The organism is Huintestinicola sp. (assembly GCF_051882455.1).
Taxonomy (GTDB): Bacteria; Bacillota; Clostridia; order Oscillospirales; family Ruminococcaceae; genus Huintestinicola.
This window is the reverse complement of record NZ_JBJERV010000034.1, coordinates 1-18,746: the sequence shown is the minus strand read 5'-3', so window position 1 is coordinate 18,746 and position 18,746 is coordinate 1. Positions and strand designations below refer to the sequence as shown.

The 18,746-nt window shown below is 50.2% G+C and carries 15 protein-coding genes and 3 tRNA genes; 7 read left to right on the top strand and 11 right to left on the bottom strand.

All coding sequences use genetic code 11. The features are described from left to right. Window positions 1-5 precede the first annotated feature (5 nt). From ACI4J0_RS04900 to rbr, 3 genes are all read left to right on the top strand, one after another. On the top strand, window positions 6-788 hold the full coding sequence (locus ACI4J0_RS04900) for an ABC transporter ATP-binding protein (RefSeq protein ID WP_439764695.1): 783 nt from the start codon (window positions 6-8) through the stop codon (window positions 786-788). Next, complete coding sequence (locus ACI4J0_RS04895; protein ID WP_439764694.1) at window positions 788-2,050, top strand: ABC transporter permease; 1,263 nt, start codon at window positions 788-790, stop codon at window positions 2,048-2,050. The genes ACI4J0_RS04900 and ACI4J0_RS04895 overlap by 1 nt, the downstream gene beginning before the upstream one ends. 244 nt (window positions 2,051-2,294) lie before the next feature. Next, a complete protein-coding gene (rbr, locus tag ACI4J0_RS04890) occupies window positions 2,295-2,834 on the top strand; it encodes a rubrerythrin (protein WP_439764693.1) in 540 nt (179 codons plus the stop codon). A gap of 87 nt (window positions 2,835-2,921) precedes the next feature. Here rbr and ACI4J0_RS04885 read toward each other — a convergent pair whose 3' ends face one another. From ACI4J0_RS04885 to ACI4J0_RS04835, 11 genes are all read right to left on the bottom strand, one after another. Continuing rightward, entirely contained in the window at window positions 2,922-4,901 is a 1,980-nt protein-coding gene (locus tag ACI4J0_RS04885; RefSeq protein ID WP_439764692.1) for a methyl-accepting chemotaxis protein, read from the bottom strand. Window positions 4,902-5,043: 142 nt separating this feature from the next. Continuing rightward, window positions 5,044-5,904, bottom strand: coding sequence for an RluA family pseudouridine synthase (locus tag ACI4J0_RS04880; RefSeq protein WP_439764691.1), 861 nt, complete (start codon window positions 5,902-5,904; stop codon window positions 5,044-5,046). Window positions 5,905-5,917: 13 nt separating this feature from the next. Further along, window positions 5,918-8,548, bottom strand: coding sequence for a transglutaminase-like domain-containing protein (locus ACI4J0_RS04875; RefSeq protein WP_439764690.1), 2,631 nt, complete (start codon window positions 8,546-8,548; stop codon window positions 5,918-5,920). A gap of 22 nt (window positions 8,549-8,570) precedes the next feature. Then, window positions 8,571-9,596, bottom strand: a complete 1,026-nt coding sequence (locus ACI4J0_RS04870; RefSeq protein ID WP_439764689.1) for a DUF58 domain-containing protein — start codon at window positions 9,594-9,596, stop codon at window positions 8,571-8,573. Window positions 9,597-9,608: 12 nt separating this feature from the next. Next, window positions 9,609-10,562: an AAA family ATPase gene (locus tag ACI4J0_RS04865; protein ID WP_439764688.1), complete on the bottom strand. Its 954-nt coding sequence runs from the start codon at window positions 10,560-10,562 to the stop codon at window positions 9,609-9,611. A gap of 101 nt (window positions 10,563-10,663) precedes the next feature. Continuing rightward, entirely contained in the window at window positions 10,664-11,650 is a 987-nt protein-coding gene (locus tag ACI4J0_RS04860; RefSeq protein ID WP_439764687.1) for a hypothetical protein, read from the bottom strand. A 145-nt stretch (window positions 11,651-11,795) separates the two neighbouring features. Then, on the bottom strand, window positions 11,796-12,440 hold the full coding sequence (locus tag ACI4J0_RS04855) for a redox-sensing transcriptional repressor Rex (protein ID WP_439764686.1): 645 nt from the start codon (window positions 12,438-12,440) through the stop codon (window positions 11,796-11,798). A 102-nt stretch (window positions 12,441-12,542) separates the two neighbouring features. Then, on the bottom strand, window positions 12,543-13,757 hold the full coding sequence (locus tag ACI4J0_RS04850) for an NADP-dependent isocitrate dehydrogenase (RefSeq protein ID WP_439764685.1): 1,215 nt from the start codon (window positions 13,755-13,757) through the stop codon (window positions 12,543-12,545). 63 nt (window positions 13,758-13,820) lie between these two features. Continuing rightward, window positions 13,821-14,267, bottom strand: a complete 447-nt coding sequence (locus ACI4J0_RS04845; protein ID WP_439764684.1) for a DUF3795 domain-containing protein — start codon at window positions 14,265-14,267, stop codon at window positions 13,821-13,823. Between the two features lie 20 nt (window positions 14,268-14,287). Beyond that, entirely contained in the window at window positions 14,288-14,479 is a 192-nt protein-coding gene (locus tag ACI4J0_RS04840; protein ID WP_439764683.1) for a hypothetical protein, read from the bottom strand. 52 nt (window positions 14,480-14,531) lie between these two features. Next, window positions 14,532-16,469 (bottom strand): aconitate hydratase, encoded by a 1,938-nt coding sequence (locus ACI4J0_RS04835; RefSeq protein ID WP_439764682.1) that lies wholly within the window; start codon window positions 16,467-16,469, stop codon window positions 14,532-14,534. Between the two features lie 325 nt (window positions 16,470-16,794). Here ACI4J0_RS04835 and ACI4J0_RS04830 point away from each other — a divergent pair. The 4 genes from ACI4J0_RS04830 to ACI4J0_RS04815 all read left to right on the top strand — a co-directional run. Beyond that, window positions 16,795-16,868 (top strand) — tRNA-Gly (locus tag ACI4J0_RS04830). A 29-nt stretch (window positions 16,869-16,897) separates the two neighbouring features. After that, window positions 16,898-16,974 (top strand) — tRNA-Arg (locus ACI4J0_RS04825). 117 nt (window positions 16,975-17,091) lie between these two features. Continuing rightward, window positions 17,092-17,168 (top strand) — tRNA-His (locus ACI4J0_RS04820). Between the two features lie 325 nt (window positions 17,169-17,493). Further along, a partial coding sequence (locus ACI4J0_RS04815) for a hypothetical protein (protein WP_439764681.1) occupies window positions 17,494-18,746 on the top strand: 1,253 nt, incomplete at its 3' end.

Genomic DNA, 18,746 nt, shown 5'->3' with positions numbered 1-18,746 from the left:
TTGCAATGAAGAAAAACAACACCCCTCCCACCTACAGCTACGGGAGCCCCGCAGTTCCCGAGGAGGCTTCGAAATATGTTATCTGCGCCAAGGATATCATTAAAAGCTTCTATGTGGGCACGCCAAACGAGCTGGAGATACTCCACGGTATGACCTTCAACGTTCCCAAGGGAGAGTTTGTCTCCATTGTGGGACAGTCCGGCTCGGGTAAATCCACTCTTATGAATATTATCGGCGCTCTTGACCGCCCTACCTCGGGAAGCTATTTTCTTGACGGCGTGGACGTTTCCAGAGCCAATGACAAGGAGCTTTCGGCTATCAGAAACAAGCAGATAGGCTTCGTGTTCCAGACCTTCAACCTTATCGCAAGGACCTCTGCCCTCAAAAACATCGAGCTGCCCATGCTCTACGGCGGCATTCCCGCTAAGCAGCGCAGAGAAAGGGCAAAGGAGCTTCTTGAGATAGTTGAGATGTCCGACCGTGCCGCTCATATGCCGAATGAGCTTTCGGGAGGTCAGAAGCAGCGTATCGCCATAGCAAGAGCAATGGCTAACGACCCTGCCATAATCCTTGCCGATGAGCCTACGGGCGCTCTCGACAGCAAAACGGGACGCCTTGTAATGGACCTTTTCCACAAGCTCCACAAGGAGCAGGGCAAGACCATTGTTCTTATCACCCATAACAACGAGCTTGCGGCGGAGACCGACCGCATTATCACCATCTCTGACGGAAATATCATCGGTGATACGGGAAACCGCAATTTACCCCGAGAGGAGGCTGACGCATAATGGGCTTTCTTGAAAATATCGCTCTGGCATTCTCGGGACTGCGCTCCAACAAAATGCGTGCATTTCTCACGATGCTGGGAATAATCATCGGTATCGGCTCGGTCATCGCCATAAGCACCCTTGGAAGCATTATGGAAAACAGCGTGCTTGATATCTTCAATTCCCAGGGCGGCGCCAATCTGGTAGCCTTTCAGCTGAATATGAGGGACGACGCTCAGCGCGACTACATTATGATAGAGGACTTCATCACTGCTGAGATGATATCGGACGTTGAGCAGAGATTTGCGGACGATATCGACGCTGTGGCATTAAACTCGGACAACACCTCGGGCAAAATGAATATCCGCCGCAAGGAATATGATATCACCCTTTACGGCGTAAACCCCGGATACATCAAACAGAGTATGACAAAGGTCATCGCAGGCCGCTACATTTCCGCAAAGGACTGCGATCAGTTCCGCAGCACCTGTGTTATCTCCGACAAGCAGGCAAGGAAGCTGTTCGGCTCGGAAAGAGGCGCCATAGGCAAGACAATTTCTGTCACGACCAACTACGGCAGTATGATAGACCTTACCATCGTAGGCGTATATCAGTATCAGCTTTCGGGAATTATGTCCGCAATGGTCAATATGATGGGCGAAGACTGGAACGGCGAGATATATATGCCCTACACCACCTTCAACCGTTTTCAGGGCGTAAATGACGACACCTTCTACTACTTCTATATCAATACCAAAACAGGCGTTGACGCGGACAGCTTCTGCACTGAGGTAACAAATTACCTTAACAACAGCTATTACCGTGACAACGACTCCATCGAGATAATGTATATGACAGCCCAGTCACAGATGGATATGATAGGACAGGTGATGGGAATGCTCCAGCTCGCGATCTCCGTTATCGCGGGAATATCCCTTCTGGTAGGCGGTATCGGCGTTATGAACATAATGCTGGTATCGGTAACGGAGAGAACAAGGGAGATAGGCGTAAGAAAGGCTATGGGCGCGCCCAACTCCGCTATCAGAATGCAGTTTATCATTGAGTCCATCATCATCTGTCTCATAGGCGGCGTGATAGGAATACTTTTCGGAATACTGCTCGGAAACATCGCAGGACTTATTGTGGGAACCATGGCTTCTCCCACTATCGGCTCCATAGTCCTGGCAGTGGGCTTCTCAATGGCGATAGGCGTGTTCTTCGGATATTACCCCGCGAACCGTGCGGCTAAGCTCGACCCCATCGAGGCGCTCAGATACGAATAAGCAGGCTGAGCCTGCAGCCGCTCGTTCTATAATTTCTTCGGACGACAGCAAACGGCTCGGTAACGATACAAATATGCATCTCTGCCAAATCACTCATACCCTTTCCCGGCTCCGCTCGTTCAAAAACGGGCGGAGTTTTTTTGACAAATCTATTGACATTTTCAACAAAATAATATATAATATAACATATAAATATGGCAGAACGCAACAAGCGTATCTTCCAAAGGAAAGGATGGTCATAAATATGGCTTCAAAATACGCAGGAACACAGACCGAAAAAAATCTTGAGGCAGCATTCGCAGGCGAGTCTCAGGCAAGAAACAAGTATACATATTTCTCCTCCGTGGCAAAGAAGGAGGGCTTTGAGCAGATAGCTGCTATCTTCCTCAAGACTGCCGACAACGAGAAGGAGCACGCAAAAATGTGGTTCAAGGAGCTTCAGGGCATCGGCAGCACTGCCGACAACCTTGCAGCTGCAGCTGACGGCGAGAATTACGAATGGACCGATATGTACGAGGGCTTTGCAAAGACTGCCGAGGAGGAGGGCTTCCCCGAGCTTGCAAAGAAGTTCCGTATGGTAGGCGAGATCGAGAAGCGCCACGAGGAGCGTTACCGTGCTCTGCTGAAAAATGTTGAGACCGCCGCTGTTTTTGAAAAGAGCGAGGTCAAGGTATGGGAATGCCGCAACTGCGGTCATATCGTTGTGGGCACAAAGGCTCCCGAGGTATGTCCCGTATGCAATCACCCTCAGAGCTACTTTGAGGTAAGCTGCGATAATTATTGATCGTTATGCTAATACTAATTTTTATATTTAGTATTATATACACAAAAATCCCGCAGGGAGCGCCCTGCGGGATTTTTTGATATCATTTTATTTTCTGAGCTTAAAGCCGCTCACCAGCTTCTTGAGGATAAGTGCCTGACCCGAAAGCTCTTCGGAAGCGGCAGCGCTTTGTTCGGCAGTAGCGGAGTTTGTCTGTACAACGCCCGAGATCTGCTCCATGCCCTGAGTGACCTGAGCGATCATATTTGCCTGAACGGTGCTTGCTTCGGCTATCTCTGCCACTATGTTTTTAACTGCTTCGGAGCGCTGTGCCACATCGGAAACCGCTCTTGCGGTCTGCTCGGTGATGCCCGTTCCGTTTTCAACGGCACTTATAGCACGTTCGATAAGAACAGTGGTCTCCTGTGCGGCGTCTGAGGATTTGGAGGCAAGGTTCCTTACCTCGTCCGCAACAACGGCAAAGCCCTTGCCTGCGTCGCCTGCTCTTGCCGCCTCAACTGCTGCATTGAGCGCCAGGATATTTGTCTGGAACGCAATATCCTCGATAGCCTTGATTATCCTGCTTATCTCGTTTGAAGCCTCGGAGATGTCTCTCATAGCCTCGGTGAGTCTGCCCATGCACTGGGAAGCCTCGTCTATGTACTCTGCCGACTCCTCTGTGAGACGTTTACCGTTGATGCAGTGGTCGGTGGTGTCCGAAACCTTGTCGGATATGGTATGAATGGTGGAGGTAAGCTCTTCGATGGAGGAAGCCTGCTCCGTTGCGCCCTGAGAAAGGCTCTGAGCGCCGCCCGAAACCTGATCCGAGCCGTTTGATACCTGATCTGCGGAGGTGTTTATCTGAGAAAGTGTATGGCTGAGCTTACGGTTTATCTCGCTTACGGACTCGATAAGCACGTGGAAATCGCCCTTGTAAACGCCGTCGCCGCAGGTGGAGCTTACATTAAAATCGCCGTTTGCCATTGAACCCAGCATTCTGCCGATATCGCCGATAATGCTGTTCATATCGCCTACGAGCCGCTCTGTAGCGTCTGCAAGGACTTTGGTCTCATCGGCAGTATCGATCACGGGTACGGGGCTTGAAAGATCGCCCTCGGAAAGAAGCTTCAGTCTGTCTGTGCAGAGGGCAATGGGATCGCCTATCTTCTTGCCCATATTTGCGGAGTTGATGGCGGAAATAACAGCTGCGACCACAACTAAAAATATAGCAATGCCCATACAGATAACAGCGTCTCTGATAAAGTCCATAGAGGGAGCGCAGATGCCTATAGACCAGCCGTCGGACTCGCCTATGGGAGCATATCCCACGATGGCTGAAAATCCGTTCATTTTTACGGTCTCGGCACCCTGTTCTCCTGCGATCATCTTCTTCTGAACAGCGGCAAGCTCCGCATATTCGGGATACTCCTCAGCCATAGCGATAAGGTTCTGCTGAGCGACCACCACCTCGGTGTCAATATCGGCAATAACTGTGCCGTCTTTTCCCAGGACATATGCAGTGCTGTTTTCGCTGACCTTCAGATCTCTTACGATATCATTGAGAAATTCCTCATGGGGAACGAAGTAAACGCAGCCCACAGCCTTTTTTCCCGCAACGCCGTTGTCCCAGATGGGAGCAGCGATGATAATAGCCATCTTGCCCGTGGACTTTGCAAGCATAGGCTCGGTAACGGTGGTCTTGCCGTTCATAGCGTTTTTGAAATATTCTCTGTCGCTGTAGTCGATGCCGTTGGTGCCGATGCCGTCCTTGTTGATGGCGCAGCCTCTGTCCATACCGTACTGGAGCACCTTCATATCGACTATTTCCTGCTTGCGCTTGTCGGAGGTATTTGCATTTGCAAGCTCAACATTGCAGCCTGTTTCCTCTGTAACGATAATGAAGCTGTCCAGCTCCCACTGCACACGCTGTGCGGCAAGATATGCCGACTGCTCAACGCTGCCTGTGGCAAGGTTCGTGGCAGAGTACTGGTTTGAAGTACAGCAGAAAATTCCAAGTATCACAAGGGGTATCATAACTATCATCAGCGTAACGATGATGATGTGCTTTTTTATAGATCTCATTTTCATTTCATTTCAGTCCTCTTTAGAAAAGTTATGATTTTGATTAAAATAATTATATCACGTTGCAGGAATTTTTACAATACTGACTTAATAATTTCTCCAAAAATGTTAATTTATACATATAAATATTGTATATGCCGTACAAAATTTATAAGCTGTTTACAATGCTTAACATATCCTCGGGCAATGGCGAAGAGAGACAAAGCTCTCTGCCGCTCACAGGGTGGACAAAACGCATTTCACCGCAGTGGAGCGCCTGACCCGAAATATCCGACATATCGCCGCCGTAAAGGCTGTCGCCCGCTAAAGGAAAGCCGCTTTGGCTCATATGCACCCGTATCTGATGAGTCCGCCCCGTTTCAAGGATTATTTTTAGCAGGGTGTAGCGGCGGTTTCCCGAAAGGGGATATACATTTGTGACAGCCCGTTTGCCGTCGCTGCGCACAGTCCGCTTCAGCGCAGAGCCGTCCTCTCTTCCGATGGGCGCGTCTATCCGCATAGGAGCGGTGATACTGCCGCAGCAGACCGCGTAGTATACCTTTGATATATTCTCGCGTGAAATATTCGCTCCTATCCTGCTTTTTGCCGCAAGGCACAGACCCGAGGTGTCCTTGTCGAGCCTGTTCACCGCACGGAAGGGAGTGTGGGGAAATTTTGCGGCAAATACGTTTGCCAGGGAGTCGCCGTAATGCCCGGGGGACTGATGAACGGGCATCCCCCGAGGCTTGTCGTAAACGATGATATCCATGTCCTCATACACGGCGGGAACGCTTATGACGGTGTTAGGCTCAAGGCGGCAGCCCTCTTTTTCGGGAATGTGCAGTATCACTCTGTCGCCCCTTTGCAGGATATCCACCGACCTGCAAAGCTCCCCGTTTCGGGTAATGCCCATGGGCGTGCGCTTGAGCATAACAAGGGTGCGCCGCGAGATACCGTTTATCCGCAGGAGCTTTTCAAGGGTGATCCCGTCATCATCACAGATAAGCTCAAATATCCGTTCCAGAAACATTCCTCCCTTCGGCTCAGATATATCTGTCCCTCGCCGTGATCCACAGCAAAGCGGCAGTAAAGGCGTTCTTGTCCTTATTTAAGATATCCATAGCCGACTGTAGAGCGTTGTATGCTTTTTCTGCTTCGGAAATATGGATACCGCCGCCGAAACGTGCCTTCATAGCGGCATTTACCACCGTTTCCGTAAGCTCCGCGGGGACCTCGCGGGCTTTGAGCCGTTCTGCCAGCTCCTCGGGGATATTTTCCTCCCCCGAAAGGGCAAGCAGCATTCTGTACATATGAGCCGCCGCCTTGTCGGGAGACTCTTTAAGCCGTCTGCGCCTTGCTGTGAACACAAGCTTTCTTGATAACAGCATTATCGCCGCAACAGCCGCCGCCGAAAGAATGAACGTTATTGTTCCCGTAAGTGCCATGGGAACTTCCTTCCTCGGCGCAAGCTCGGCAGAGCCGCTTTCCTCGGTTTCCGGAATATCGGATATTTCACTGCTTCCCATTGCCCCGTCAGAATAACCGTTATTCACATAGGAGACCGATGTGCCGACTCCCTCTGCGCTGCCGTATGCGTTCTCTGTCACGTCATCATTCCGTGTTGCTTCGGGTCTGTCGGTAAGCCCGGACTCTTCATTCGCTGCGGACATAGTTACAGTGGTCACAATCTCCATTTCGGTAACGGTGATCTCCGTTTCAATATTGCCTTCACCCGTTGTTACGGCGGGATTCTCCGTAAATATGGGAGCCTCGGTGGAAACGGAGGTTATTTCCGAAACGGGAGCGTCCTCAAAGCTGTCCTCAGTGCCGTCAAGCTCAAGCACCATATTGCCGTAGCCGGGGGTCGCCTCAAAGGAGAGCCAGCCGTAGCCGTCGATATACACCTCAGCCCAGGCGTGCGCTCTGCTGTCGGGAACGCTTACGGTGGTGTAGCCATCGGCTGCGGGGAAGCTTTTTATATCCTCCTCCTTGATAACAAAGCCCTCGCAGTATCTTGCAGGGATACCCATGGTCCTGCACAGCAGGACTGCCGCCGAAGCAAAATGGGTACAGCTGCCCTTTTTGTTATCCGTAAGGAACCACTGGGCAAAATCCGCTCCGAAGGGCTTTCTGCCCGATTCCAGAACATATTCGCATCTGTCCGCAAGCCCTTTGCGGATAAAGCTCAGTATCTCCGCCGAGGAGCCGCCCTCGAAGTCTTTGAAAAATTCCTCATGAGCGGTGAATGTTACGGGAACGTCAAGGCAGTATTTGTATGCATACTCCCGCATTGCAAGCTCGTCCGCCGCCATATCTTCATCAAGAGCAGTGTCGCCTGCACGCGATAAGACAACGCTCCGCCAGTCACCTTGCGGGAAGTAGACTCCGTACCGCCGCCTTACGCCGTCTGTTTCCAGAAGTCCTGCCGCATTAACGGGATAATATTTCACACCTGCGCTTATGCCTGTGTTTCGGATAATAACGTTTTTTGACCTGAGAGCGGAGAAATCATCTATCCGTTTGAGCACCCTTGCGCTGAAAAATTCGGGAGATGTGAGATTTGTCTGAAGCCTGGGAAGCTCATTTCCCTTTTCCCATCTTGAGCCTGTGTAGTTTACCCCCGTAAAGCCTTTGAGATAAAGTCCGCCGCAGTCGGAGGGGAGAGTTACCTCCAGCATATTCCTTCCCGAAAATTCAACGCTTTCGGTGTTGCCCAGCTTTCCGTCATGGGTCAGCTTGCCCTTGTCCTCGGGAAATACGGTCTCTTTAACATCGCGGCAGAACTTGTCCCAGGAAAAGTCCCGCATATAAAGCACAACGCTGTTTCGTATCTCTTTTACCGAGTCGGGGCGCTTGAAATCAACAGCGTCCGCGTAAAGAGAGGCGCCCATAAAGCTTATGAGCATTACCACAGCCGCCGCAAAGCTGCTCTGAGCGCTTATTTTGGTGAAGAGCTTTTCGGCGCCCTTGTCGGAAAAGAGCCCCAGCCTTGAGATATCCGCCGCCGCCGCACCGCACCAGCTTGCTGCCAGCAGCCCGAAGAAAGCGCCTTCGGGTACCATTCCGAAATAAAGGCACAGCTCGGGCAGGGGAAAGGTGGTGCAGACAAATATCAGCACATTTGGCTTTATGATAAAGCTGCAGGCGGCAAATGCCATTATCCCGATAACGCACACCGCCGTCAGACGGGCGCAGTATTCATTCTGATAATATCTGCCTTCAAGATAAAAAACATCCGACAGAAAGAAATAGGGCGTATCTTCATATTTGCTGAAAGCAGCGCCCATAAAGCCGTTTATGATATACTGAAAGCCCCTGACGATAAAACGGAATTTACAGGCGGCAAAAAAGCCCAGACCGCCTATTAAAACAGCCAGAATGCCGCGGGAGACCTTGGGGAACCGTTCCCTCAGAGCAAAAAGCAGGGCAAACACACCGTAAAAGCAGAGGACAGTCACAGCCGCAAAGCCCTTTGACAAAACATACTGTCCCTTGCTCTCGCAGGCGGTGAGGAATGTGAATACCGAGCCCATAAGACCGCACAGGGGGATAAGACTCAGCATAACAAGATATATTCCTCTTACCCTGCCTGCTCCCATGTGCATTCCGGGAGAGATCGTAATGGGGAATGTTCCGCTTTCGGGACGGAGCGTTTTTTCTGTTTTATTTTTCAAAGCTCCGCCTCCTTTGGCAATATCATTTTTCACCTGACAGGTCCTGATTTATAAATCCTCTTATACCCTCTGCGGCAGGGAAGCTTTCGCCGCAGAAAAGCCTTGCGGCTGCAAAATAATCCGAGCCGTCCTTTATCCTTACAGCCGAAAAGCCATTTTCCCCCGTCAGAATGTCAAGCCCCTCACCTCTGTGGGAAAAGGGGTCGATGTGAGAGGGGACAGCCGCAAATACCTCTGCCTTTTGCAAAGCAAGATAATATGCCACGCTCATGAGCCGCTCAAGAGCACAGTCACGCTTGTCATGCTCGTCGGAGGAGAGGTCGGCGGTAAGGAGAAATCTTGTGGCGCCGCTTACGTTCAGTATCTTCACGATATCCTTGTCAAACCTTGCGCTGAGCTTGTAGTGCATAAGGCTCAGCCTGTCTCCGGGGAGAAATTCCCTGAAGCCGCATACATCTCCGGGAATGCCGTTCCCCCGTTCTCTCACAGTCTCCGCGTCCTCGGCAGACTCTGTGCGGGGACGGCTTAAAAGCTCTTTTGCTTCCTCGGAATACTGCTCTCTAAGCTTCGGAATGATATACGCGGTGCATTTAAGCTTCCTTCTGAAACGCTTTGCGGAAAACAGCCGCAGCAGGTCATATATTTTAATGCTCTCCACCGTTACTTCCGCCCTGCAGCAATGCTCCGAGCCGAGAGTTACGGTAACGGTCTCCGTCCGAAGGGCGGGAAGGGGGATGTTTACGGTGGAAAAACTGGTCTCTCCGCCGGGATAGCACACTGTTTTTATCCGAAGTCTTGTGTTTGGCAGCGGAAAAACGGAGTTATTTGATATGAGAAACGCCGCCTCGCAGGGTTCTCCCCGAAAGGCAGTGACCATTTTCGCTTTTTCCGAGCATCTGAGGAATGCGGAGCTGATGATAAGCTCCACCAGCAGTATCACAGGCAGGATAATAAGCGATATCAGCAGCACAAAGGAAAGTGTATCGGCGAAAAGCAGGTAAAAAGCCGCTCCGCCGATAAGAATAAGGATATAAAGAAGTTTTGTCATAGCATAGTCCCTTTACAGCTTGGGAGCGGGAACTCCGCCGCAGATGCTTTCAAGTATCTGCCGCACTTCCCCGTCACCCGGAAGTCTGCCCTTCACCCTTGCGGGGATAACGCGGTGGGCGCATACATCGGCGTAAACATAGGTCACGTCCGAGGGGATAACATAGCTTCTGCCGCTGAACATTGCGGCGGATTTTGCCATAGCCGCCGCCGCAAGAGAGCCTCTGGGGCTTACACCCAGCTCAAGGCGGCTGTCCTTTCTCGTTGCCGCCGAAAGCCTTGCGATGTAGTCGAATATCTCGTCGCTGACGAAAACGCTGTCAGCGGCGTTTCTGAGCTTTATAAGGTCATCTGCAGTCATTACAGCATTTACCTCGGGCAGACTGCTTTTCTGAGACTTCGCCTTTAAGATAGCCGCCTCGTCCGCCTCCTCGGGATATCCCATAGTAAGGCGTATCATAAATCTGTCAAGCTGGCTTTCGGGAAGCATCTGAGTTCCTGCGGAGCCGCAGGGATTTTGTGTTGCAAGGACGATAAAGGGGTCGGGGAGGGACCTTGTAACGCTGTCAACGGTAACAGACCTCTCTTCCATAGCCTCAAGGAGCGCCGACTGGGTCTTGCTTGAGGTTCGGTTTATCTCGTCTGCCAGAAAGAGATTGCAGAATACCGCACCCGGTCTCCACTCAAATTCGCCCGTGGAGCGGTTTGGCATATAAAAGCCCGTCACGTCCGCAGGCATAACGTCCGAGGTGAACTGCATACGGTTGTATTTCAGGCTAAGAGCCTTTGAAAAAGCCACCGCCATTGTAGTCTTGCCCACTCCGGGGATATCCTCGAGGAGAATATGTCCCCCTGCGCAGGCGGTCATGAGTATCTTTATGATTATCTGGTCCTTGCCGATAACTGATCTTCTTATTTCGTCAGCGGCATTTTTCAGCAGAGAGATGAGCTTCTTGTCAATTTCCATTCGTATTATACCAACCTTACTTTACCGTAATTGTCCTACAGACAGCAAAGCGGCAAGAGTATAGCTCCCGCCGCCGGATATGTTTATATGTGTGGATATTATCAGCTCATAGAGAGGATAGCCATATCGCCGTTGGTGGCAAGACCTTCCTTGGCATTGGCAGCGGCAATGAGCTTAACGATGCTGCCCTTTGTTCTTCTGAGAGCCTTGTCAAATTCGGAGACAGCATTTACAAATGCCTCGTCCTTATCCTCAGCCTTGTAGGTAGCGCAGGTGAGAAGCACCTTGATAGTATTGAACAGAGTGTTGAAGAATATGAAATTATCCCACAGGTTTGAGGTGGAGTCCGCATAGGGCATACAGTATGTCCATACATAGTTTACCATTACCTGCTCGATGTAGTGCTCTCTGCCGTTTTTAAGGAAGTCCTCGTAATAAGCCTTCTTCATAGGGAGGTATACGTCCTTGTCGAACTTGAACTCCTTCATAGCCCTGTCGCAGTTCACGGAAGCGAACACGGTATCGAGGAGCTTGTCATATTCCTCGGAGGTGGGCAGCGCTCTGAGCAGAGAGAGACCGTCGCAGAGGCTGTATGCGAAATTGGGAGTGATGGACTCGAAATATTTCATAACAGCGTCCTGATTTTTGGGAATGTTCATATCCCGAAGGAATGTGGCGATATACTTGTCCTGCTCCTCGCCGCTTGTTTTGTCAAGCATACCCTGGAGGGTCTTGTAGGCATAGTTAAGGAGCAGCATACGCTTTTCAAAAACGAAGTTTCTGTTCTGGAGGATCTGCATGGTGAGGACCTTGAAATCCCAGTAGTGCTTTAACTGAGGAAACTTTTCCACAAGAGCCTCGCCCTGCTTTATAAATTCCTCTTCGTGCTCGGGCTTGAGGTTTGTCATCTTGAAGCTGAGTATATTTTCTATGCTCATGAGCTTTCTGATAAGCGGCTTCTGATAGATGGGGAAAACATACTCCACAGCGCTGGGAGAGGTCAGAATATTGTACTGTACCTTTTCCTCGAGAGTGTTGTCCTCGGCAAGCTCCTGAAAATAAGACGGTGTAATAATAGGATATGGCATTATATTTCCTCCAGTCCGAGCCGCATATGGGTTCGGTTAATTTCAAAGTTAATAATAGTTTGTCTTAAAATCGATACGTCCTTATAAGTATATCACACATTCAACAAAAAATCAATGCTTTTAGTAAAAAATACTATATTTTGCACTAAAAATCATTCTCGGAATTGGTCAGTCCGTATGATAAAAGCATAAGGCTGTCTCCTAAGTGGACATTTTCCACCACAATATCCTTGTGCTTTGCGGCAAGGTCATAGTGGGAGAAGTTCCAGAATGCCTTTATGCCGCAGCCTACCAGCATATCGGCACACTCCGCCGCCGACTCCTTGGGGATACATAAAATAGCTGCTTCGGGGCGTTCCCTGCAGATAAAGTCCTCGATGTCCGTCATAGGGAGTATCCTCATTCCCGCAACGGTAAGACCTGTTTTGTTTTCGTCCGCGTCGAAAATGCCCCGCAGCTCCATTCCGAAATTCTCAAACTTCATATGAATGGCAATGGCGCGTCCTAAGTTTCCCGCTCCTATAAGTATAGCCTTGCGGTGGCAGTCAAGTCCTAATATATGTCCTATCTCCGAATGGAGCTCGGGGAGAGAGTAGCCGCAGCCGGGCTGACCGAAGCCGCCGAAGCAGTTAAGGTCCTGCCTTATCTGAGAGGCTGTGAGGGACATCTGCGCAGCAAGGTCTGCGGAGGATATCCTTGTCTTTCCCTGATTTATAAGCTCCCCGATAAAGCGGTAATATCTGGGGAGCCTTTTTATTACCGAGGAGGATATATCCTCTTTTCTTGCCATATGACCATTCCTTTGTTATAAAAACACATTCCGAATAAACTGCGGGCAGCCCCGGCAATGCCGCAGACCCCCGCAGATAAGCTATTTTCTGAAATTATGACATCACATCATAGCTGCCAGACGCTTGTTTATTTCAATAAGGAAGTCCTCGGTGTTTACCTTCTTCTTGTTCTCAAGATGTGAGAGAACGTACAGGTCGCCTGTCATAACGCCCTCTTCAATTGTCCGGATAGTAGCCTTCTCAAGCTTCTCGGCATACTCTGAAAGCTCCTTGTTTCCGTCCAGCTCTCCTCTCTTCTTGAGAGCGCCCGACCATGCAAAGATGGTGGCAACGGAGTTTGTGGAGGTCTCCTCGCCCTTGAGGTGCTTGTAGTAGTGACGTGTAACAGTGCCGTGAGCTGCCTCGTACTCGTAAACTCCGTCGGGAGATACCAGAACGGAAGTCATCATACCGAGGCTGCCGAATGCGGTAGCCACCATATCGGACATAACGTCGCCGTCGTAGTTCTTGCACGCCCAGATGTAGCCGCCGTTTGAACGTACAACTCTTGCAACTGCGTCATCTATGAGAGTGTAGAAATACTCAATTCCCGCAGCCTCAAACTTCTCCTTGTACTCGTTCTCGTATATCTCGGCAAAAATGTCCTTGAAGCGGTGGTCGTACTTCTTGGAAATGGTGTCCTTGGTAGCGAACCACAGGTCCTGCTTTGTATCGAGAGCGAAGTTGAAGCAAGCCTTTGCAAAGCTTGCGATGGAGTTGTCCTTGTTGTGGAGACCCTGGATAACGCCTGCGCTGTCCTTGAAATCATAGATAAGGGAGCGTGTCTCGTTGCCCTCGCCATCTGTGCATACCAGCTCGCACTTGGAGCCTTCCGCTACCTGCATTTCGGTGTTCTTGTAAACATCGCCGTAAGCGTGACGGGCAATGGTGATGGGCTTTGTCCAGGTGGGGAGCAGGGGAGTGATGCCCTTAACAATGATGGGCGCTCTGAAAACGGTGCCGTCGAGGATAGCTCTGATGGTGCCGTTGGGGGACTTCCACATCTCCTTCAGGTCATATTCGGTCATTCTCTGAGCATTGGGGGTGATGGTAGCGCACTTAACGGCAACACCGTATTTCTTTGTAGCCTCTGCGGAGTCAATAGTTACCTGATCGTTTGTCTCGTTTCTGTGAACAAGACCAAGGTCGTAGTAATCGGTATTGAGGTCAACATAGGGGGTGATAAGTATATCCTTTATCATCTTCCAGATGATTCGGGTCATTTCGTCTCCGTCCATTTCAACAAGGGGGGTGGTCATTTTGATCTTCTCGGACATTTTGGTTTACCTCCAAATAAAATTTTTCCATATGCACCTGATTTATAAGACTTGCGGAAATTGTCACTTGTCTCCCTTTGAAATGCCTGCAATGAAGCCAAGACCGATACCGGCTGCAAGCCCTGCGGCTATCATCTGCGGGATATCCCCCGTGATGCAGCCTGTTATGACGCCTGTTATCAGACCCAGACAGCCTCCCGTCAGGGGAGCGGCGAGCCTGCGCCTTTTTAAGCGGAACTCCTCGTCTTTCATAGCCTTGAGCCGCATGAGCCTGTTTCCCCCGTCACCCGTTTCGGTGTCGAAGCTTACCTCTCTGAGGGCTTCGCAGGGAAATCCCGGGCATTTTCCGCAGTGCTCAAAGCCTTTTTCCTCCGCACATCTGCCCACCTCGCATTCCTCGTCCTCAAACAGCTTTTCGCGGTTTTCGGATGGTGTGCAGTAGGGGCAGCCGGGGCAGTCATTTTCAAGGGCAAAGCGGCAGGAGGTGCAGTCCATACCGCATTTTGCCAAGGTAATAGGTCTCTGTTCCATTATTTTCTGATGACAAAAAAGTACAGAAGTAAAATTATCAGCGTTGCAATGGAGGAAAGTCCTCTTCTGAGCCTGAGAGCCATATTGGGGAAGTTCTTTTTCAGCAAAGCGTCAACAGCCGTTGCTGCAGCTATGGCTATGATAAACGCTATCCATTCGCCCGCAGTTTCGGGACTTCTTCGTCTCAGCATAAAAAACTCCGTCTCCATGACCCTTCTCTCCATTCCGAACCGATATTTATGCTTACTTTAATGACTCTCTTGTGTAGTCAAGCAGTCCGCCTGCGAGAACGATATCCTTTGTTCTGCCTGTAAGCTCGCAGAGAACGGGGATCTCCTTGCCGTTTGTCTTGTTCACAACGGTAAGCTCGGATCTTCCCTCGGAAACAGCCTTTCTTACATCAGCGATAACAAGCTCGTCGCCCTGAGCGATGTTCTCGTAATCAGCCTCGTTTACGAATGTAAGAGGAAGTATGCCTGCATTGATGAGGTTTGCTCTGTGGATACGTGCAAAGCTCTTAACGAGAACAGCCTTAACGCCCAGATAAAGGGGAGCAAGGGCTGCGTGCTCACGAGAGGAGCCCTGACCGTAGTTGGAGCCGCCCACGATAATGCTCTTGCCCATGGACTTTGCTCTCTCGGGGAACTTCTCGTCGCAGACGGTGAAGCAGTAGTTGGAGATAGCGGGGATATTGGAGCGCAGGGGAAGTATCTTTGCACCTGCGGGCATAATGTGGTCGGTGGTGATGTTGTCGCCAACCTTGAGGGAGCAGCCGCACTCGATAGTCTCGGAAAGGGGAGCTGTCTCGGGGAAGGGCTTGATGTTGGGACCGCGGAGTATCTGAACGGAGTCCATCTCAGCCTCAGTCGCGGGAGGAACCACCATATTGTCGTTGATAACGAACTCCTTGGGCATAGTAAATTCAAATGTGCCCTCAAGAGTTCTGGGGTCTGTAAGGAAGCCGGTGAGAGCGGAAGCTGCAGCCATTTCGGGAGATACCAGATATATCTGACCGTCCTTTGTGCCGCTTCTGCCTTCAAAGTTACGGTTGAAGGTCCTGAGGGAAACGCCCTTTGAGTTAGGCGACTGACCCATTCCGATGCAGGGACCGCAGGCAGACTCAAGTATTCTTGCGCCTGCGTCTATCATAACAGCCAGAGCGCCGTTCTGAGCCAGCATATTAAGAACCTGCTTGGAGCCGGGGGCGATGGAAAGGGAAACGTCGGGGTGAACGGTCTTGCCCTTTAAGATGTGAGCCACCTTCATCATATCCATAAGGGAGCTGTTTGTGCAGGAACCGATGCAGACCTGATCTATCTTCAGCTCGCCGATCTCCTCAACGGTCTTGACATTGTCGGGAGAATGAGGACAAGCAGCAAGAGGAACCAGCTCGGAGAGGTTTATCTCAACTACCTCGTCGTAAACTGCGTCGGGGTCAGCAGACAGGGGAACATAAACGTCCTCACGCTTCTGAGCCTTGAGAAATTCTCTTGTAGTCTCGTCGGAGGGGAATATAGATGTGGTAGCGCCAAGCTCAGCGCCCATATTTGTAATGGTAGCTCTCTCGGGCACAGAAAGGGTCTTTACGCCCTCGCCGCAGTACTCGATGACCTTGCCCACGCCGCCCTTAACGGAGAGACGTCTGAGCACTTCAAGGATAACGTCCTTTGCGGATACCCAGGGGGAAAGCTTGCCTGTAAGCTCGACCTTAACGATCTTAGGGTATGTAATATAGTATGCGCCGCCGCCCATTGCAACAGCAACGTCCAGGCCGCCTGCGCCGATAGCGATCATACCGATGCCGCCGCCTGTGGGGGTGTGGCTGTCGGAGCCGATAAGGGTCTTGCCGGGAGCGCCGAAACGCTCAAGGTGTACCTGATGGCAGATACCGTTGCCGGGACGGGAGAAATAAATGCCGTGCTTTTTGGCAACAGAGCCGATGAAGCGGTGGTCGTCGGCATTTTCGAAGCCCGACTGGAGGGTGTTGTGGTCAATGTAAGCGACAGATCTCTCGGTCTTGACTCTGGGAACGCCCATAGCCTCAAACTCGAGATATGCCATAGTACCTGTAGCGTCCTGTGTCAGTGTCTGGTCGATCCTGATGCCGATCTCGCTGCCCTTGACGAATTCGCCGTCAACAACGTGAGCCTTGAGGATCTTTTCGGTAAGTGTGAGTCCCATTTTAAAATCAATCCTTTCAAAGTGCGGGGCTGATCCCGCCGTCCGCACTGGCGCTGTCCGCGCAGGTGCCCGACAGAGATCAAGCACCCTTGCTTTTTTATACTTATTATTATATCTTTTTTCTGCGGCTTTGTCAATGAATATTTTTAGCTAAGTGTCGGAATAAAGCGGTTTTAGGGAAAAGTTGCTTATATTGCACAAAAAAACGATACCCTTTGCAAATAATTTTTCTCAAAAAACACTTGACACAGGGGATTTTGTGTGATATAATATAAAACGTCACTTGAGGTGAATGCCTGAAACGCCTTTAGTGATACCCCTCAATGCGGGTGTAGTTCAATGGTAGAACTCCAGCCTTCCAAGCTGGTCGCGTGGGTTCGATTCCCATCACCCGCTCCACAATCCCCGGAAATCGGGGTTATATATATGCGTCTTTAACTCAGCTGGATAGAGTAACTGCCTTCTAAGCAGTAAGCCACTGGTTCGAATCCAGTAAGACGCGCCAATTTTTTCCGAAGCCGTACAGCAGCTCTGCTGTACAGTTTCATTTTCCGAAAGTTCCCTGGCTTCTGCATAAGGGAACGTATTTTATGTAACATCCTCAGATGTTACATTTTATATGGTGGGTGTAGCTTAGCTGGTTAAAGCGTCGGATTGTGGTCCCGAAGATCGTGGGTTCGAATCCCATCTCCCACCCCACAAAACAGCCTTCTTCTTGCGAAGAAGGCTAAAATTATATTTAAGCTAAGGAATAAATGATGGCGTCATTGGACACTGTGATTTATTCTTTTTTATTTACCCTTTTCTCTCCATTATGCAAAAGTACCAAAATGAAATGAAAATATTTTTGTATAAAATACTCTAACTTCACGTTGACATACTTCCTTTTTTTTGTTATAATGTTAATAATATGATGCGGCAAAACCCCTTTTTAACGGTTAGAAGGGGTCAAAACGCAAAAAAGAAAAATAAGCTCCGTTGTGCTGAGAGCAGAACGGAAGTTTACAAACGGGAGGAATCAACTGTGGAAATTTTTAGGGATTACAGCCGCTTCAAAGCTGCCTGCACAGAGTTCAGAGCCGGATTTACCGACAGATATTTCACTGCCGGACGGCTTTTCTGTCACCCCTTTCTTGACGGGGTCATCTATGTTCCCTGCTCACAGGAGGAAGCAAAGAGCAACAGCACAGACATATGCCGTATGTCCGATATGCTCCTTATGTCCGCCGACGGAGAGGAGTTTGAGCCTTTTAAAATAGCCGAGGCGAGAAAGATCGCCGCAGAAAACGGCAAGGTATATATTGCCGATCTTCTTTACAGCGGTGCATTTGAAGCCGCTGACTGGATGATCGACGGTAAGCATGATACCCTTATCATCAGCGAGGAGCATATGAAGAAAGAGGGAAAGCCCTACGCTCCCGTTACTCCCCTTACAAACGTTGTGCAGCCCTTCAAGAAGCTTACAAACCGGTTCCTTTATAAAAAAGGTACTCCCGAGGAGCCTGTTGTGCTTTCCGACAAGGATATTTCCGAAAAGATGGAAGGCTGCCTTGACGAACTGGTTTCCGAGGTCATGTCTCCCGAGATAGTCGGCGAGACCGAGTTTGAGATATTCGGCACGAAGATATCCTGCGATAAGAACGAATCCCGCTGTAAGGAGCTTGACAAGGCGGCTGAGCTTTGCGACAGGCTCAAAAAGGATATGGATCCTCATGCAGCCGCATTTAAGGCTGCCGATATCGACTTTGATCTGAATTCCTTTATCGCAAAGCTTTTTGTAAAGCTTGGAAAAAAGTGCGGTGTTACCGTTGACGAAAAGGAGTTCATTTCCGACGATACAGCCGCTCTCAAGGATAAATTCAGAAAGCTTGTTTCCGAGAAAAACGGCTACGGCTTTAAATACAGCGCTCCCGATAAGGAAAAATTTGCCGATGGCTTAAAGGCTGCGGAGCTTTCCTCCGCTTCTGCCGACGAGCTTAAAAAGGACATTGCAGCCCTGCTCAGAGTGCGCCCCGCATACCCTGCGGTGTTCAATATGGCAAGAGCCGCATCTCCTGCCGATGCCGAGGCTGTGGAGAACATTTCCCTGTTCTGGAACAGCTCTGCTCTCACCCCTGTACAGCTGGGCGAATATCTGGCAGAGTCCTACATTCCCGCAGACTGCCGCGATGCCGATGGCAAGCTCAACTGCGGAGGAGCAAAGGCAAAGCTTATCTCCGAGGATATTAAGTCTGCCGCAGCTAAGTACAAGCTGAAAAATGCCCCTGTTTTCGATGA

Coding starts and splice junctions, on each gene's coding strand:
- ACI4J0_RS04865 (WP_439764688.1), bottom strand. CDS start 10,562: ATGGAAATTGACAAGAAGCTCATCTCTCTGCTGAAAAATGCCGCTGAC.
- ACI4J0_RS04880 (WP_439764691.1), bottom strand. CDS start 5,904: ATGTTTCTGGAACGGATATTTGAGCTTATCTGTGATGATGACGGGATC.
- ACI4J0_RS04870 (WP_439764689.1), bottom strand. CDS start 9,596: ATGACAAAACTTCTTTATATCCTTATTCTTATCGGCGGAGCGGCTTTT.
- ACI4J0_RS04885 (WP_439764692.1), bottom strand. CDS start 4,901: ATGAAAATGAGATCTATAAAAAAGCACATCATCATCGTTACGCTGATG.
- rbr (WP_439764693.1), top strand. CDS start 2,295: ATGGCTTCAAAATACGCAGGAACACAGACCGAAAAAAATCTTGAGGCA.
- ACI4J0_RS04895 (WP_439764694.1), top strand. CDS start 788: ATGGGCTTTCTTGAAAATATCGCTCTGGCATTCTCGGGACTGCGCTCC.
- ACI4J0_RS04855 (WP_439764686.1), bottom strand. CDS start 12,440: ATGGCAAGAAAAGAGGATATATCCTCCTCGGTAATAAAAAGGCTCCCC.
- ACI4J0_RS04900 (WP_439764695.1), top strand. CDS start 6: ATGAAGAAAAACAACACCCCTCCCACCTACAGCTACGGGAGCCCCGCA.
- ACI4J0_RS04835 (WP_439764682.1), bottom strand. CDS start 16,469: ATGGGACTCACACTTACCGAAAAGATCCTCAAGGCTCACGTTGTTGAC.
- ACI4J0_RS04850 (WP_439764685.1), bottom strand. CDS start 13,757: ATGTCCGAGAAGATCAAAATGACCACCCCCCTTGTTGAAATGGACGGA.
- ACI4J0_RS04840 (WP_439764683.1), bottom strand. CDS start 14,479: ATGCTGAGACGAAGAAGTCCCGAAACTGCGGGCGAATGGATAGCGTTT.
- ACI4J0_RS04860 (WP_439764687.1), bottom strand. CDS start 11,650: ATGCCATATCCTATTATTACACCGTCTTATTTTCAGGAGCTTGCCGAG.